This is a genomic window from Dokdonella sp., from assembly GCF_036518555.1.
GTDB lineage: Bacteria > Pseudomonadota > Gammaproteobacteria > Xanthomonadales > Rhodanobacteraceae > Dokdonella_A.
In genome coordinates this window covers 1-15,533 of record NZ_DATDMY010000342.1, presented here as the reverse complement: position 1 = coordinate 15,533, position 15,533 = coordinate 1, and the positions used below count along the sequence as shown (strand labels likewise).

The 15,533-nt window shown below is 70.1% G+C and carries 15 protein-coding genes and 1 pseudogene; 3 read left to right on the top strand and 13 right to left on the bottom strand.

Annotation, left to right across the window (positions count from 1 at the left end; translation table 11 throughout):
• Positions 1-2: 2 nt before the first annotated feature.
• Positions 3-2,051 (top strand): 3-hydroxyacyl-CoA dehydrogenase NAD-binding domain-containing protein, encoded by a 2,049-nt coding sequence (locus tag VI238_RS18420; protein WP_331653927.1) that lies wholly within the window; start codon positions 3-5, stop codon positions 2,049-2,051.
• Between the two features lie 26 nt (positions 2,052-2,077).
• On the opposite strand, the gene VI238_RS18415 is transcribed toward VI238_RS18420, so the two are convergent.
• From VI238_RS18415 to VI238_RS18395, 5 genes are all read right to left on the bottom strand, one after another.
• Positions 2,078-2,563, bottom strand: coding sequence for a GNAT family N-acetyltransferase (locus VI238_RS18415; RefSeq protein ID WP_331653926.1), 486 nt, complete (start codon positions 2,561-2,563; stop codon positions 2,078-2,080).
• Between the two features lie 46 nt (positions 2,564-2,609).
• Positions 2,610-3,320, bottom strand: a complete 711-nt coding sequence (gene phoU, locus VI238_RS18410) for a phosphate signaling complex protein PhoU (protein ID WP_331653925.1) — start codon at positions 3,318-3,320, stop codon at positions 2,610-2,612.
• 85 nt (positions 3,321-3,405) lie between these two features.
• On the bottom strand, positions 3,406-4,227 hold the full coding sequence (gene pstB, locus VI238_RS18405; protein ID WP_331653924.1) for a phosphate ABC transporter ATP-binding protein PstB: 822 nt from the start codon (positions 4,225-4,227) through the stop codon (positions 3,406-3,408).
• A 4-nt stretch (positions 4,228-4,231) separates the two neighbouring features.
• Positions 4,232-5,497 (bottom strand): PstA family ABC transporter permease, encoded by a 1,266-nt coding sequence (locus tag VI238_RS18400; RefSeq protein WP_331653923.1) that lies wholly within the window; start codon positions 5,495-5,497, stop codon positions 4,232-4,234.
• Positions 5,494-6,498, bottom strand: coding sequence for an ABC transporter permease subunit (locus tag VI238_RS18395; protein ID WP_331653922.1), 1,005 nt, complete (start codon positions 6,496-6,498; stop codon positions 5,494-5,496). Before VI238_RS18395 ends, VI238_RS18400 begins: the two co-directional genes overlap by 4 nt.
• Before the next feature lie 216 nt (positions 6,499-6,714).
• On the opposite strand from VI238_RS18395, the gene VI238_RS18390 reads away from it, so the two are divergent.
• Positions 6,715-7,860: a glycosyltransferase family 1 protein gene (locus tag VI238_RS18390; protein ID WP_331653921.1), complete on the top strand. Its 1,146-nt coding sequence runs from the start codon at positions 6,715-6,717 to the stop codon at positions 7,858-7,860.
• Positions 7,857-8,387, top strand: coding sequence for a phosphatase PAP2 family protein (locus VI238_RS18385; RefSeq protein WP_414650089.1), 531 nt, complete (start codon positions 7,857-7,859; stop codon positions 8,385-8,387). The genes VI238_RS18390 and VI238_RS18385 overlap by 4 nt, the downstream gene beginning before the upstream one ends.
• 1 nt (position 8,388) lies before the next feature.
• On the opposite strand, the gene VI238_RS18380 is transcribed toward VI238_RS18385, so the two are convergent.
• The 8 genes and pseudogenes from VI238_RS18380 to VI238_RS18345 form a co-directional block, all read right to left on the bottom strand.
• Entirely contained in the window at positions 8,389-9,270 is an 882-nt protein-coding gene (locus VI238_RS18380; protein ID WP_331653956.1) for a carbon-nitrogen hydrolase family protein, read from the bottom strand.
• A 2-nt stretch (positions 9,271-9,272) separates the two neighbouring features.
• The gene (locus VI238_RS18375; RefSeq protein ID WP_331653920.1) at positions 9,273-9,869 is read right to left on the bottom strand and encodes a GNAT family N-acetyltransferase; all 597 of its coding nucleotides are present in this window, start codon (positions 9,867-9,869) and stop codon (positions 9,273-9,275) included.
• Complete coding sequence (locus tag VI238_RS18370) at positions 9,866-11,107, bottom strand: TIGR03862 family flavoprotein (RefSeq protein WP_331653918.1); 1,242 nt, start codon at positions 11,105-11,107, stop codon at positions 9,866-9,868. The genes VI238_RS18375 and VI238_RS18370 overlap by 4 nt, the downstream gene beginning before the upstream one ends.
• Before the next feature lie 10 nt (positions 11,108-11,117).
• Positions 11,118-11,528 (bottom strand): ketosteroid isomerase-related protein, encoded by a 411-nt coding sequence (locus VI238_RS18365; RefSeq protein ID WP_331653917.1) that lies wholly within the window; start codon positions 11,526-11,528, stop codon positions 11,118-11,120.
• Positions 11,529-11,726: 198 nt separating this feature from the next.
• Positions 11,727-11,912, bottom strand: coding sequence for a hypothetical protein (locus VI238_RS18360; protein ID WP_331653916.1), 186 nt, complete (start codon positions 11,910-11,912; stop codon positions 11,727-11,729).
• Between the two features lie 102 nt (positions 11,913-12,014).
• The gene (gene lolA / locus VI238_RS18355; RefSeq protein WP_331653915.1) at positions 12,015-12,665 is read right to left on the bottom strand and encodes an outer membrane lipoprotein chaperone LolA; all 651 of its coding nucleotides are present in this window, start codon (positions 12,663-12,665) and stop codon (positions 12,015-12,017) included.
• A gap of 63 nt (positions 12,666-12,728) precedes the next feature.
• Positions 12,729-15,056: a DNA translocase FtsK gene (locus VI238_RS18350; RefSeq protein WP_414650088.1), complete on the bottom strand. Its 2,328-nt coding sequence runs from the start codon at positions 15,054-15,056 to the stop codon at positions 12,729-12,731.
• Positions 15,057-15,164: 108 nt separating this feature from the next.
• Positions 15,165-15,533: pseudogene (locus tag VI238_RS18345) on the bottom strand (alanine dehydrogenase); the annotation flags it as partial.

The window sequence follows — 15,533 nt, the reverse complement described above, 5'->3', positions numbered from 1 at the left end:
TCATGTTCGAAGGCCTGCGTTTCCAGCATTGGCAGACCGTCACCGACGCCGACGGCATCGTGGTGCTGACGCTGGATCGCGCCGGCAGCCCGGTCAATGCGCTGTCGCGCGCGGTCCTGGACGAGCTGTCCGAGATCGTTGAACGCCTCGCCATAGAACCTCCGAGGGGCGTGATCGTCCGATCGGGCAAGGCCAAGGGCTTCATCGTCGGTGCCGACATCAGGGAATTCGAAAGCTTCGAGAAGAACGGCACGGTGCAGGACGCGCTCGAGAACGGCCAGCGCCTGTTCGTGCGCCTCGGCCGCCTGCCGTGCCCGACCGTCGCCGCGATCCATGGCGTGTGCATGGGCGGCGGCACCGAGCTCGCGCTCGCGTGCCGCTACCGGATCGCCTCGCGCGACGCATCGACGCGCATCGCGCTGCCGGAAGTCAAGCTCGGGATCTTCCCCGGATGGGGTGGCTCGGCCCGCCTGCCTCGCCTGATCGGCGCGCCCGCGGCGCTCGAACTCATGCTGACCGGCCGCGGCGCATCGGCCGAGAACGCCAAGGCCATCGGCCTCGTCGACGCGCTCACCTCACCCGAGCTGCTCGTCGAGGCGGCGAAGGAGTTCGTCCGGCATCCGCGCAGGCGTCCGTTCACGCAGCGTGTTGCCGCATGGGCGACCAATCTCTGGCCGGTGCGCCAGGTCCTCGCGCCCATCCTCGTCAAGCAAACCGCGGCGAAAGTGCGCAAGGAGCATTATCCGGCACCGTTCGCGCTCATAGAAACCTGGCGCCGCGGCGGCTCGAGCCTGGCGCAGCGGCTCCAGCTCGAGGCGCGCGCGGTCTCGAAGCTCGCCACGACGCCGGCCGCGCACAACCTCATCCGCGTGTTCTTCCTGCAGGAGCGCCTCAAGGGCCTCGCCGGCAGCTCCGAGCACGGCGTCAGGCACGTGCACGTGGTCGGCGCCGGCGTCATGGGCGGCGACATCGCCGCGTGGTGCGCGCTGCGCGGCTTCGACGTGACGTTGCAGGATCGCGAGATGAAGTACGTCCAGCCCGCGCTCGACCGCGCGAAGGCATTGTTCACGAAGAAGCTGAAGTCCGCGGAACGCGTCGCTCCCGTGCTCGCACGCCTCAAGGCCGACGTCGACGGCAATGGCATTCCCCTCGCCGATCTCGCGATCGAGGCGATCTACGAGAACGCCGAGGCGAAGGAAGCGCTCTATCGCGCGACCGAGCCGAAGATGAAACCCGACGCGCTGCTCGCCACGAACACGTCGAGCATCCCGCTCGCCGAACTTCGCACGACCGTGCAGAAGCCGTCGCGGTTCCTCGGCCTGCATTACTTCAATCCGGTCGCGCTGATGCCGCTCGTGGAAATCGTGCGGCACGACCAGCTCGATCCGGCCGCGGAGAAGCGCGCGCTCGCGTTCTGCAAGGCGCTCGACAAGCTGCCGGTGCCCGTCGCCGGGACGCCGGGCTTCCTCGTCAATCGCATCCTCATGCCCTACATGCTCGAGGCCGCGCGTGCCTGCAGCGAAGGCATCCCGGGACCGGTCATCGACAAGGCAGCGAGGAAGTTCGGCATGCCGATGGGACCGATCGAACTCATCGACACGGTCGGCCTCGACGTGGCGGCCTCGGTCGGGGCCGAGCTCGGCCCATTCCTCGGCCTGGACATCCCGCCCGGCCTCGACGAACTGGTCAAGGGCGGCAAACGAGGCAAGAAGGACGGGCAAGGCTTCTACACGTGGAAGGAAGGCAGGCCGCAGAAGCCCGAAGTGGATCCGCACTACTCCGCGCCCGACGATCTCGAGGACCGCCTGATCCTGCCGCTCCTGAACGAGGCGGTCGCATGCCTGCACGACGCCGTCGTCGACGACGCGGACCTGCTCGATGCGGGCGTGATCTTCGGCACGGGTTTCGCGCCTTTCCGCGGCGGCCCGATCAAGCACGTGCGCGACACCGGCGCCGACGCGCTCAGGGCGCGGCTCGAGGCGCTCGCGAAGAAACACGGGCCGCGCTTCGCGCCGCGCCCGGGCTGGGACTCGCCCGCGCTGCGCGCCTGAACGGCCCTACCCGCGCGGCACCAGGCTCACGCAGGCGGCAATGTCGGCGGCGCGAGCCACAGGTCCTTGGCGAAGCGCACCGCATCCTCGTGCGGTGCGTAATAGCCGATCGACAGCATCACCTCTTCGTAGCCGAGGCGACGATAGAACGCGCGTGCCGCCGCATTGCGACGGCGCGCCTCGAGACGGATCACGCCGATGCCCGCCTCGAGCGCTGCCGCTTCGAGCCATCGCACGAGCTTCGTGCCCGTGCCCTGGCGCCGCGAGCCCGGGCGTACCGCGAGCAGGCACAGGCGCGCCTCCTCGTCGAGGTACTGCATGACGCCGAAGCCGACGAGACCGCCTTCGACGCGTGCGACCGCGACATTGGTGTCCCTGGCCGCGATCGCACGTCGCAGGCGTTCGGGCGTCCAGCGCCAACGCAACCCGTGCTCGACGAGTTCGCGCGACTGCAGCGCCATCGCGAGCGCTTCGTCGGCGCGGGCGAGACCGATGGAGACGCCGGTTTCCACCCTCCTCGTATGGTGGCGCGATGCCCGCCGCGCAAGAGCTTGCCCGTCACGCGGTCGGCGCATCGCCCTTGGCGAGGCCCGAGTGGCGCACGTCCTTGCCGTGCACGAGATAGAGCACGAACTCGCACAGATTCTTGCAGCGATCGCCGATCCGCTCGAACGAACGCGCGCACCAGAGGCGGTCGAGCTCGACCGGGATCTGCTCGGGTACCTGCTGCATGCGCGCGATGAGGGCCGACGAGATCGAACGGAAGGTGCCGTCGAGCCGGCGGTCGCGATGCATGACGTCGAGCGCGAGTTGCTCGTCGAGCCGCGCGAACGCGTCGAGCGCGCCGCGCAGCATGTCGCGCGCGACGTGGCCGAGTTCGGCGAGGGCCGAGGTCACGTCGGCACCGTCCTCCTCGCCGAGCAACCGTTCGGCGAGCCGCGCGATGCGCTTCGCCTCGTCGCCGATGCGCTCCAGGTCGGCGAGCATCTTCATGACCGACAACACGAGGCGCAGGTCCGACGCCGCCGGCTGGCGCCGCGCGAGGATGAACGCGCACTGCTCGTCGATCGCGAGTTCGGCCGCATTGATGCGCTGCTCGCGCTCGCGGATCGCGCCGAGCGCACCAGCATCCCTCGCGACGAGCACGCGCACCGCCGCGGCGATCTGATCCTCGACGATGCCTCCCATCGCGAGCACCTGACGCCGCACGTCTTCGATCTCGCTGTTGAACTGGCGGGAGATGTGCTGCGAGAGGTGCAGGCGGTCCATGGTGCGGAGTCGTGGTCGGGGCTGGATGTCGACTATAGCGGTCGCGTCGTCACGCGATCGGGTGGAGGGGTCCTTTCGCCGCGGCTCAGCCGTAGCGACCGGTGATGAAATCCTCGGTCTGGCGTTCGCGCGGGTTGGTGAACAGGGCGTCGGTATCGCCGAACTCGACCAGTCGCCCTGCATGCATGAACGCGGTGAAATCCGACACGCGTGCGGCCTGCTGCATGTTGTGCGTGACGAGCAGCAACGTGTAGCGCCGCGCGAGCTCGTGCAGAAGTTCCTCGAAGCGCAATGTCGCCGCGGGATCGAGCGCGGATGCCGGTTCGTCGAGCATGAGCACGTCGGGCTCGACCGCGATCGCTCGCGCGATCACCAGGCGCTGCTGCTGGCCGAGCGACAGGCCGAGCGCGCCGTCGTCGAGCCTGCTCGCGACCTCGTCCCACAGCGCTGCCGCCCTCAACGCCGCTTCGACGCGCTCGTCCAGCACGTGCCGGCTGCGGACGCCGAGCAGGCGCAGGCCGTAGGCGACGTTGTCGTGGATCGACAACGGAAACGGGTTCGGCCGCTGGAACACGATGCCGACGCGACGACGCAGTTCGTGCACGACGGCATCGGGCGCGTACACGTCGGTTTCGCCGAGGCGCACGTCGCCTTCGACGCGCGCTCCATCGATCTCGTCGTTGAGGCGGTTGAGGCAACGCAACAGGCTCGACTTGCCGCACCCGCTCGGGCCGATCAGCGCGGTGATCCGCCGCGCCGGCACGGCGAGGTCGATCGCATCGAGCACGCGACGCGCGCCGTACCACAGGCTCAGCCCACGCGCGTGCAGCGCCGGCGCCTCTTCGGGGGACGGCTCGCGGGGCGCGGCGGCAACGCCGTCTGCGACGTGGATGGCACGGGTGGACATGTGTTCAGGATCCGAACGCGCGATAGCGATCGCGCAGGCGATTGCGCAACAGGATCGCCGACAGGTTCAGCACGATCACGACGCACACGAGAAGCATCGCACAGGCGTAGGCGCGCGGCACGCCGCGGATCGCATCCGGGCTTGCGAGCGCCGCATCGTAGACGGCGAAGCCGAGGTGCATGAACTGGCGCGACGGATGCAGGTACGGGAATGCGTCGTCGAGCGGCGATGCAGGCGCGAGTTTGACCATGCCTACGAGCATCAGCGGGGCCACCGAGCCCGCCGCGCGCGCGATCGCGAGCACGAAGCCGGTCAGCACCGCGGGTCGTGCCGCCGGCAACAGCAGGCGCCACACGGTTTCCTCGCGCGTCGCGCCGAGCGCGAGCGAACCGTCGCGCAGACCCGCAGGAAGGCGCGCGAGCCCCTGCTCCACGCTGACGACCACGACCGGCAAGGTCAGCAACGCGAGCGTCAGTGCGGCCCACAGCAGACCGCCGCCCCCGAACGTCGGCACCGGCAGGCGGCTGGCGTAGAACCATCGATCCACATTCGCGCCGATGCCGTGCACGAACAGTCCGAGGCCGAGCACGCCGTAGACGATCGCGGGCACGCCCGCGAGGGTATCGATCGCCGTGCGCACGAGGCGTGCCCCGACGCCGCGGCGCTCGTGAAGATAGACCGCGGTGGCGACGCCGAACGGCATCACCAGCACGCTCATCAGCAGCACCAGAGTCACCGTGCCGACCAACGCAGGAAGCACGCCACCAGCAAGATTGGATGCGTCGGGGGCGGTCGAGACGAAGTGCGCGAGCCGGCGCGCGAAGACGCCGGCGCGCGCGAATGCACCGAGTGCGTTCGGCCGCACGACCTCGACCGCGCGCGCCGGTCCGTCGACGGCGCGCACGGCCGCCGCGAGTGCTTCGTCGTCGCCGCTGCCGAGCACGCGCCTGCCGTCGGCGAGGCCGATCGCGTATGCGTCGCCGGGCTCGCTGCGCAGGCGAATCGCATCGCGGCGCACGCGCTCGTAGCCTTCGCCGATGCGCCCGGTCTCGCTCGTGCGCAGCAACAGCGCCTCTTCGTCGCCGCCGACGACCTCGGCCAGACGCGACGATCCGTCGACGAGCTCAATGCGCTCGATCCTGGCCGGCCAGAGCGACGCGAGGCCGCTGCCGAGCGTGAACAGCAGCAGGCCGAGCATCGCGGCGATGCACACGCCGACCACGCCGCCCAGCATCCATGTGGCCGCCGTCTCGGCGCGCGCGCCGCTCATGCCGTTGCGGCCATGTACAGCCGCCGGCGCAGCCGCGCGCGGACGAAACCCGCTGCGAGGCTGAGCAGGACCGTCGATGCGAGCAACGCGAGCGTCGCCACGAGCAGGTCGCGCCACGGCGCGCTCGCGGGCGCGGCATCGGGCATGCCGAGCGCGATGTCGGCGCCGAGCGAGCGCAGCCCGCTCAACGGATCCCAACCGCCCACCGGCGTATTACCGCTCGCCATGAGCACGATCATCGTCTCGCCGAAGCAGCGCCCGATGCCGAGCAGCGCGGCCGCGAACAGGCCGGACCCCGCTGCGGGGAGGACCACCGTGGCCAGTGCCTGCCAGCGCGTCGCACCGAGCGCGAACGCGGCCTGGGTCTGCTCGCGCGGAACGAGGAACAAGGCGTCCTCGGCGACCGAGAATACGACCGGGAGCGCCGCGATGCCCAGTGCGATGCCGACGAGCATCGCGTTCCAGGGGCTCGCCGGAACGACCGACGGCGCGTCCGCGCGCGTCGACAGCCACACGCCGATCGCCACGACCGCGCACAGCAGCGGCAGCGTGGTCACGGGCAGCCATCCGTCGCGGCGCGACGCGCGACCGAACGCGAAACCGGTCGCGAGCAGCAACGCGGGTACCGCGACGATGAGCGCGAGGAGCGTCGCGACATGCGATTTGAGCCACGGCGCGAACGCGGTCGCAGCGACGAGGCCGAGGACGACCGTCGGGATTGCCTCGAGCATTTCGAGTGCCGGCTTGAGCCACGCGCGCAGGCGCGGGGCGCAGAAGTGCGCGCTGAACATCGCGGTCGCGAGACCGAGCGGCAAGGCGACCGCGACCGCGCAGGCAGTCGCGCGCAGGCTGCCCGCGAACACGACGCCGAGGTGCGCCCAGTCGACCCCGACCGCGGCGCGGGAGGCAGCGACGGCAGCGAGGAGGTACACCGGGATCGAGAGCATTCCGAGAAGCACGACTGCGGCAGCGGCAGCCACGAGCACGCGTTGCGCGCGCACGCGACCGGCGCGGCGACGCCATGAAGCGCGTATCGCGGCCGGGTTGAACAAGGAGTCGCAAGTCACTGGATTCACGGGCATTCACTCACGCTAGGCGGTCAATGTGACAGGCTTGTTACACACGCGCCAGCGCCGTCATCGATCCGCCATCGCACTGCCATACGCGCTTCAAGCCCGCGAGCGAGGCTCTGGCGCATGCCCGATGCGGATTCCTGCATGCGCGTTGCGATCGTCACCGAAACCTGGCCGCCCGAGATCAACGGCGTCGCCCTGACCGTGCAGTCGCTCGCACGCGGCCTGGCCGGACTCGGCCACGACGTCGAGCTCGTGCGCCCGTTCCGGGACGCCGATGCGGACGAACGCGACGAATTCGAGCAGGTGCTGCTGCCCGGCGCAGCGCTGCCCCGCTATCCCGGACTCCGGTTCGGCCTCCCCGCGCGTGGCCAGCTCCAGCGCCATTGGACGGCACGGCGTCCCGACGCGTTGTACATCGCGACCGAAGGCCCGCTCGGCTGGTCCGCCCTTGCGGTGGCGCGGCGCCTCGACCTCCCGGCGTGCACGGGCTTCCATACGCGCTTCGACGACTTCGTGAACCACTACGGCCTCGGCCTGCTGACGCCGGTCGTGTTTGCGTACCTGCGCCGCTTCCACAACCGTGCGGCGGCGACGCTCGTGCCGACCGCCGAGCTGGTCGAGTTCCTCGGCTCGAGCGGCTTTCGCAACGTGCGCCTGCTTCGCCGCGCGGTCGACACGCACCTGTTCCATCCGCGGCACCGCGATCCGGCGCTGCGCGCCGAATGGGGCCTCGCGCCGGACGACCTCGCCGTCGTGCACGTCGGACGCATCGCTCCGGAGAAGAACCTCGGGCTCGCGGTGCGTACGTTCGAGGCGATCCGCCTCGAGCATCCGCGCGCGCGGTTCGTCGTCGTCGGCGATGGCCCCGCGCGCGAGGCGCTCGCCGCGCAACACCCGCATGTCCATTTCGCAGGCACGCGGCGCGGCGACGACCTCGCGCGCCACTACGCGAGCGGCGACCTGTTCCTGTTCCCGAGCCTCACGGAGACGTTCGGCAACGTGACGCTCGAAGCGCTCGCGTGCGGAGTACCGGTGGTCGCGTTCGACTACGGCGCCGCGCGCGAACACGTGCACGACACGCTCGCCGGCGCGCGCGTCGCGCTCGGCGACGAGGGCGCATTCGTCGCGGCCGGCGTCGCGCTGGCGCGCCGCATCGCGACCGCCGGCGCCGATGTCGCGCGTCCCCGGGACGCGGCGCGCTCGGCCGTCGCCATGCTGAGCCCCGCCGGCGTCGCCGAGCATTTCGCCGACCTCCTCCTCGCACTCGGCAGGAGGCACGCGGCATGACGACCTGGCAACGCATCGGGATCGGCAGCGGCGAACGCCGATTGTGCCTGGCCATGAATCGCTGGGGCGCGCGTCGTGCATTGACCCGCCTGTTCCGCGGCGTCAGCCGGCTCGGCGACGGCGTGTTCTGGTACGTGCTCATGCTCGCGCTCGCCACGTTCGCGGGGCGGCGCGGACTGCAGGCCGCCCTGCACATGGCCTGCGCCGGCGTCGCCGCGGCCCTGCTCTACCGGACACTCAAGCGCTGGACGCGCCGTCCTCGTCCGTTCCGCGCGCACGCCGACATCACGCCCTACATCGCGCCGCTCGACGAATTCAGCTTCCCCTCGGGCCACACGTTGCATGCCGTGAGCTTCACGCTGATCGCGCTCGCGTACTTCCCGTGGCTTGCGCCGCTGCTGCTGCCGTTCACGTTGCTGGTGGCGATGTCGCGCGTGGTGCTCGGCGTGCACTATCCCAGTGACGTGCTCGCGGCGACGATCATCGGTTGCGCCCTCGGCGGTGCGTCGCTCGCGCTGGTCGGCTGACTCACGCGCGCTCGACGCGCGCGCGCGCGACTGCGGGGCGCTGCTGCGCCGACCAATCGGCGGCGTTCGCGACCTGACCCTCGCGGCGGACGCGGGCGAGCGCGTCGAGATCGACGTCCGCGAAGGCCCAGTCGTCGGTCGCGGCCGCGATGGCGGCGATGCCGTCCTCGGGAAAACCGCGGTCGACCGGCGTATAGACCGCGGCCGCGCCCGTATTGCGGTCGAGCGCGGGACTCCAGTCGGCCGCGCCCGACGTGACAGCGCAGGCGACGAAGGCCTGGTTCTCGAGTGCGCGCGCCTGGCAGCCGATGCGTACGCGGTTCGCGCCCGCCGCGGTGTCGGTGCAACTGGGTACGAGCAGCAGGTTCGCGCCCGCCTCGGCCTGCGCGCGCGCGTACAGCGGGAATTCGATGTCGTAACAGACATCGATGCCGATGCGGCCGAACTCGGTCTCGAATACCTTGATCGCGTCGCCGGCGTCGATCACGCCGCTCGCACGCTCGAAACCGGTCAGGCAGAGCTTGTCCTGGGACAGGAGCGTGCCAGCGGGCGTGGCAAGCCAGGCGCGGTTGCGATAACGCCCGTCCGCGTGCTCGACGAGGAAGGTGCCCGCGACGAGATGGATCGCGTGGCGGCGCGCGAGTTCGCTTGCGAGCGCTTCGTAGTCGCCACGCATGGACTGCAGCGCCGCGAGCGAGCGCACGAAGTCGGCGCGGACGTCGTGCGACTGCCCCGCAGCCGCCTCGAGCGCGAGGTACTCCGGCAGAACGATGCAATGCGCCCCCGCATGCGCGGCGACCGCGACGCGCGTGGCGACGCGCGTGGCGAACGCGGCGAAATCGGCCGGCTCGCCGATCGCGTACTGCGCGACTGCGACGCGCACGCTCACGACGGCTCCAGCGGTCGCAGCCAGAAGCGCAGCCGATGCGACGTCGTCGCCGGCAGGCCGACCTCGGGCCAGTCGATGCGGCAGACCATGTCGTCCTGGGGCCGGTAGCCGCGCTTGCTCCAGAACGAATCGTTCGGTCGATGGCCCGGTGGACGACGCGGGTCGTCGGCGTCGCGCTCGACCGCGCAGAACGCGGTCATGCGGAAGCGGCCGAGGCGGCGCGCATGGCGCTCGCGCTCGTCGAAGAAGCGATGGCCCAGCCCCTGGCCGCGGTAGTCGGGCAGCAGCACGGACTCGCCGAAATAGAACACGTCGGCGCTCGGGATCCCGCGCGCGACGAACGGCTCGACGAACGCGTGCGTCTCGTGTGCGAGCGGAATCCCGGTCGAGGCCCCGACCACGCGTCCGGCGTCGACGGCGAGCACGAACAGGCTTTCGGGCGACGCCGCATAGGTGGCGAGGTAGTTCGCCTCGTAGTCGAGGTCGCCTGCGTAAAGATAGGGCCAGTCGCGGAATACGGCGATGCGCAGGGCGGCGACGGCATCCAGGTGGCGCGCCGCTTCGCGGCCGGTCAGCGCGAGAATCTCGATCATGCGGTCACGGTAGCGCCGCCGGTGCGGGCAATCCAGCCCGCGGCGGCAGCGCCCGCGATTCGACCGCTCGCGAAACACGCCGTCAGCAGGTAACCGCCGGTCGGCGCCTCCCAGTCGATCATCTCGCCGGCGCAGAACACGCCGGGCAGGTTCCGCAGCATCAGGCGCGCATCGAGCGCCTCGAAGCGCACGCCGCCGGCACTGCTGATGGCCTCCTCGATCGGGCGCGCACGTTGCAGCGTCAGCGGCAATGCCTTCAGCGTCGCGGCGACAGTCGCCGGATCGCCGAGGGCGTCCTTGCCGAGTACTTCGCGCAGCAACCCGGCCTTGACGCCCTCGATGCCCGCGGCACGGCGCAGGTGTTCGCCGATCGATCGACGCCCGCGCGGACGCGCGAGATCGCGGGCGAGCCGCCCGGGATCTCGACCCGGCGCGAGGTCGAGCCGTATCCCGGCGCGGCCGTGCGCGGCGATCGCATCGCGCAGGATCGCGCTGCAGGCATAGACGAGGCTGCCTTCGATGCCATGTTCGCTGACGACGAATTCGCCCTGGCGGCGGTGCGTGGCGCCCTGCACGTCTTCGCACGCGAGCACGACCGCCTTGACCGGTTCGCCGGCGTGGCGCATCGCGAAGTGGGCGCTCCACGCGACATCGAAACCGCAGTTGGACGGCTGCAGTGGCGCGACCGCGACGCCTCGCGCGGCGAGCGGCGCGACCCAGCGCCCGTCCGAGCCGAGGATCGGCCAGCTGCCCCCACCGCAGGCGAGCACGACCGCTTCGGCCGCGACCGCGCGCTCGCCCTCCGGCGTCGAGAAGCGCAGCGCGCCGTGCTCGTCCCACCCGGTCCATTCGTGGTTGACATGGAAGCGCACGCCGCTCGCACGCAGGCGCCGCACCCAGCTGCGCAGCAAGGGAGCCGCCTTGAGGTCGAGCGGGAACACCCGGCCCGATGTGCCGACGAACGTCTCGACGCCGAGCCCGCGCGCCCACGCCCGCACTGCATCGGCGTCGAACTCGCGCAGCCACGAGGCAACCTCGTCCGCGCGCTCGCGGTAACGCGCGACGAACGCCTCGAACGCGTCGGAATGGGTGAGATTGAGGCCGCCCTTGCCGGCGATGAGGAACTTGCGTCCGACCGAGCCCATGCGATCGTAGACGTCGACGTCCGCGCCGGCCGCGCGCGCGGCTTCCGCCGCCATCAAGCCGCCAGGTCCACCGCCGATGATGCGCACTGGCATGGTCGCTGGATCAGGCGCCGACCTGGCGCAGCCAGTCCTGCAGGTTGTAGTAATTCGTCACGCGCGTGATGCGGCCTTCGCGCAGTTCGAAGAATGCGCCGCCGGGCAACACGTAGCGCTGGTCCCGCGCCGGCGGCAGCCCCTCGTCGGTCGCCTTGTAGCGGCCGTGCACGACGTATTCGGCGGCGGCCCGCCGACCGTCGACGGCAGCGAACACGGCGACGTCGCGCACCTGCTCCTCGTAGCAGCGCTCCATGCGCGCGAGGAAGACGCGGAACGCGTCGCGGCCGCGCTCGCGCCCGCCCTGGTTGAGATCGTGCACGACGTCGTCGGCGAGGCAGTCGAGCATCGCGGCCCAGTCGGCGCGGTTGAACGCCGCGTAGTAGGTTTCGATGAATGCGCGCGCGTCGCCTTGCGTCATGGCGTGTCCCGTACGATCGCCGGGCCGGATCGGCCGCTGGCCTGACCGCCTATCGTAACAGCAGCTCGCGACAAGGCCGGTGCGACCGCATTGCTCAGCCGGACACGCACGGTGCAGCCGACGGACGCAGCGTCTCCGACACGCACCCCGGCGTCGGTCGCCGCGCACGGGGCGCGGCCGGCCGACGGTGGCGGCATTTCAGTGGAACAGGCGCCAGGGATGCGCCCAATGGAATGCCCAATAGAGTCCGAAGAGCGACCAGGCGAGCTTCTTCACGCCGCGCGCGGCGAGCCAGGCGACGCCGAAAACGAGGGCATACGGCAGAAGCTTCTCGAGCGTCTCGCGCTGCGTCGGCGACAGCTTCGAAAGGGCAAGGGTGTTCATGGCGATCTCCTCCGCACCGTGTCGGTGCGGTAGCGATCATCGCGATGCGCGCCCTGGTGCGGCAGCCACCGTCGTCAACGATCGCGCCTGACGCCTGTCACCTCAGTCCCGGACCGGAAAGACCTCGGCATCCGGCTTGACGTCGCCGACGACATCGACGCCCTTCGGCGGCGTGAAGGCGAACATGCCGGCCGGCAACGACGGATTGCGCTTCCAGTCGGTGAAACGGATCTCGGTGACGTTGCCGAGTTGGTCCTTGAAGCGCATGCGCTGCAGCGACGCCGCATCGAAGCCGAGTTCGGCGTACTCGAAATCCGCTTCCTTCGCCTTCGACGTGAGGCGCAACCACGAAAGCCCGTCGTGCTCGCCGCCTTCGCTCGCCTCGAACTGGCGGTCGAGCTGGGACAGGTCGGTGAGCACGGTCAGCGGGCTGTGGGCTTCGGCCGCGCCCTGGTTGCGCACGGAGACCTGCTCGAGGTCCGGCTCGTACACCCACACCTTGGCGCCGTCGGCGACGATCGTCTGCTGGTACGGCGCCGTCGTCTCCCACCGGAACTGCCGCGGTGCCTCGAGCGCGAGCGTTCCCCGCGACGCGTCGCCGCGATGGCCGTTGGCGTCGGTGACCGACTGGCTGAAGCTTCCGCTGACCGCATGCAGGCCCTTGGAGAACGCCTCCATGCGCGATCGCGCCGTCTCGGCGGCGACGCCATGGGCGGACAGAACGAGGGCTGCGAGGGCTGCGATGCGGCGCATGGGGTCGTCGTCGAAGGGGTTACGGCGCGCGATTATGCGCGTTGCGGATGAATCGAAGCCGGCTCAGTCTTCCGGCGGCGGCGGCGCGAGCACCGTGCGGTTGCCGTTGTGCTCGGGCCCGCTGACGACGCCGTCGCGCTCCATCTGCTCGATCAGGCGCGCCGCGCGGTTGTAGCCGATTCGAAGGTGGCGCTGCACGCCCGAGATCGACGCGCGTCGCGTCTTCGTCACGATCGCGACCGCCTTGTCGTAGAGCTGCGCGTCCTCGCCGCCCTCGCCGTCGCCGGCGTCCTGCGGCAAGCCGGTTTCGCTGATGACCTGGCCGTTGCCGAGCGACTGCACCTCCTCGAGCACGCCCTCGATGTAATCGGGCGCGCCCTGCTGGCGCAGCCAATCGACCACCTTGTGGACCTCGTGGTCGTCGACGAAGGCGCCATGCACGCGCTCGGGCATCGCGGTGCCGGGCGGCAGGTAGAGCATGTCGCCGTGGCCGAGCAGCGTTTCCGCGCCCGACTGGTCGAGGATCGTGCGCGAGTCGATCTTGCTCGATACCTGGAACGCGATGCGGGTGGGGATGTTCGCCTTGATGAGGCCGGTGATCACGTCGACCGACGGGCGCTGGGTGGCGAGGATCAGGTGCACGCCTGCCGCGCGCGCCTTCTGCGCGAGGCGCGCGATGAGTTCCTCGACCTTCTTGCCGACGATCATCATCATGTCGGCGAACTCGTCGATGATGACGACGATGTACGGCAGCGGCTGCAGCGGCTCGGCGACGCGCGAGGGTTGCGAGGCATCGGGTCGGAACAGCGGATCGAGCAGCGGATGGCCGGCGTCGTCGGCGTCCTTGACCTTCTTGTTGAAGCCCGCGAGGTTGCGTACGCCGACCGCGGACATCAGCTTGTAGCGACGCTCCATTTCGGCGACGCACCAGCGCAGCGCGTTGGCCGCCTCCTTCATGTCGGTGACGACCGGCGCGAGCAGGTGCGGGATGCCCTGATAGACCGAGAGCTCGAGCATCTTCGGGTCGATCATGATGAGGCGCACGTCCTTCGCGCTCGACTTGTAGAGCAGGCTCAGCACCATCGCGTTGACCGCGACGGACTTGCCCGATCCCGTCGTGCCTGCGACGAGCAGGTGCGGCATCTTGGCGAGGTCGACCACCACCGGCTTGCCGCCGATGTCCTTGCCGAGCGCAAGCGCGAGCGGCGACTTCAACGTGTCGTACTTGTCCGAGCGCAGGATCTCGGAGAGATAGACGATCTCCCGGTTGGCGTTGGGGATTTCCAGCCCGATCACGGATTTGCCCGGGATCACGTCGACGACGCGCACGCTCGTCACCGACAGGCCGCGCGCGATGTCCTTGTCGAGCGTGGAGATCTGGCTGCCCTTGATGCCCGGCGCCGGTTGCATCTCGAAGCGGGTGATGACGGGGCCGGGGAACACGCCGACGACCTGTGCCTCGATACGAAAGTCCTTGAGCTTGAGCTCGACCTGGCGCGAAAGCGCCTCCAGCGTTTCCTCCGAGTAACCCTTCACCTGCTGGCGCGGCTCGTCGAGCAGCGACAACGGCGGCAACTGGCCCATGTCCGTCGCGCCGGAGAACAACGGGATCTGCGTCTCGCGTTGCGCGCGCTCGCTCTTCTCGATCGGCGCGACCACCGGCTCGATGCGGATCGGTTCGCGCTTGGCCTGCTTGATCGTCTCGATCTTGCGCACGACCTCGCGCTCGGCGCGCGCCTCGCGCGCGGCGTTCCAATCCTCGGCCTTCTTCATGCGCTCGGCCACGCCGGCGCCCGCGCCGAGCAGGAAGCGCCCGATCGCATCCATGAGCTTGAACCACGACAGTCCGGTCGCGAGCGTGACCGCGATCAGCAGCAGCGCGAGCAGGAACAACCCGGCGCCGAGCGGGCCGAAGCTGTCGACGAGACTGCCGCCGACGAGGTGCCCGAGAATCCCGCCCCGCCCCGAAGGCAACACGGTCGGCCCGCCGCCCTGAAGGTATGCGAGGCCCGGGGCGGCGATGAAGAACGTCACGAAGCCGATCAGGCGCAAGGTCGGTTCGAGCGGCGAGCGCTCCTCGCGCACGGCCCCGCGCAGTACGACCCAGCCGACCACGAGCAGCAACAGCGGGAACGCGTACGCGACGATCCCGATCAGGTAGAACACGAGATCGGCGATCCATGCGCCGAAGGCGCCGCCGAAGTTGTGTATCCCGTGCGCCCGATCGCCCGCATGGGACCAGCCGGGGTCGCCCGGGCTGTAGCTCGCCAGACATGCGAACAGGTAGATCGCGACCGGCAGCAGCAGCAGGAAGCCGGCTTCGCGCAGGCGCTTGTGCCAGTGTTCGTCGAGCCGCGGGGTCGGCTTTGCGGGTTTGGTTGTGCGCGCCACCAGGAGAATTTACCTGAAGTTCCTGTAACAGGCCACTGTTTTAACTGGAAAAATCAGTGACGGCACACCCTGCGCGGGCCTACCGCCCGCGCAGGATAGCAGGCCTGTTCAGCCCTTCAGCGCCGGATGGACGATCTTGCCGCCCTCGACGTTGATGCCGCGCTTGAGCGGCTCGAACTTCTTCCAGTTCTTGTCGGACGCGAGGCGCTGCACGTACGGCAGGATCGCCGCGCAGATCGCCTGCGACGACGTCTGCGGCACTGCGCCGGGCATGTTGGTCACGCAGAAGTGGGTGACGCCGTCGACCTGGTAGGTCGGCTCGGCGTACGTCGTCGGCTTCGAGGTCTCGAAGCAGCCGCCCTGGTCGATCGAGATGTCGACGAGCACCGAGCCCGGCTCCATCGACTTCACCATCTTGCGCGTGACGACGTGCGGCGCCTTCGCGCTCGGGATCAGCACGGCGCCGATGACGAGGTC

What these genes read in the sequence shown, in the direction of transcription:
- VI238_RS18420 (WP_331653927.1), top strand. Translation starts at nt 3, where the DNA reads ATGTTCGAAGGCCTGCGTTTCCAGCATTGGCAGACCGTCACCGACGCC.
- phoU (WP_331653925.1), bottom strand. Translation starts at nt 3,320, where the DNA reads ATGGACCGCCTGCACCTCTCGCAGCACATCTCCCGCCAGTTCAACAGC.
- pstB (WP_331653924.1), bottom strand. Translation starts at nt 4,227, where the DNA reads ATGTCCACCCGTGCCATCCACGTCGCAGACGGCGTTGCCGCCGCGCCC.
- VI238_RS18400 (WP_331653923.1), bottom strand. Translation starts at nt 5,497, where the DNA reads ATGAGCGGCGCGCGCGCCGAGACGGCGGCCACATGGATGCTGGGCGGC.
- VI238_RS18390 (WP_331653921.1), top strand. Translation starts at nt 6,715, where the DNA reads ATGCGCGTTGCGATCGTCACCGAAACCTGGCCGCCCGAGATCAACGGC.
- VI238_RS18385 (WP_414650089.1), top strand. Translation starts at nt 7,857, where the DNA reads ATGACGACCTGGCAACGCATCGGGATCGGCAGCGGCGAACGCCGATTG.
- VI238_RS18375 (WP_331653920.1), bottom strand. Translation starts at nt 9,869, where the DNA reads ATGATCGAGATTCTCGCGCTGACCGGCCGCGAAGCGGCGCGCCACCTG.
- VI238_RS18370 (WP_331653918.1), bottom strand. Translation starts at nt 11,107, where the DNA reads ATGCCAGTGCGCATCATCGGCGGTGGACCTGGCGGCTTGATGGCGGCG.
- VI238_RS18365 (WP_331653917.1), bottom strand. Translation starts at nt 11,528, where the DNA reads ATGACGCAAGGCGACGCGCGCGCATTCATCGAAACCTACTACGCGGCG.
- VI238_RS18360 (WP_331653916.1), bottom strand. Translation starts at nt 11,912, where the DNA reads ATGAACACCCTTGCCCTTTCGAAGCTGTCGCCGACGCAGCGCGAGACG.
- lolA (WP_331653915.1), bottom strand. Translation starts at nt 12,665, where the DNA reads ATGCGCCGCATCGCAGCCCTCGCAGCCCTCGTTCTGTCCGCCCATGGC.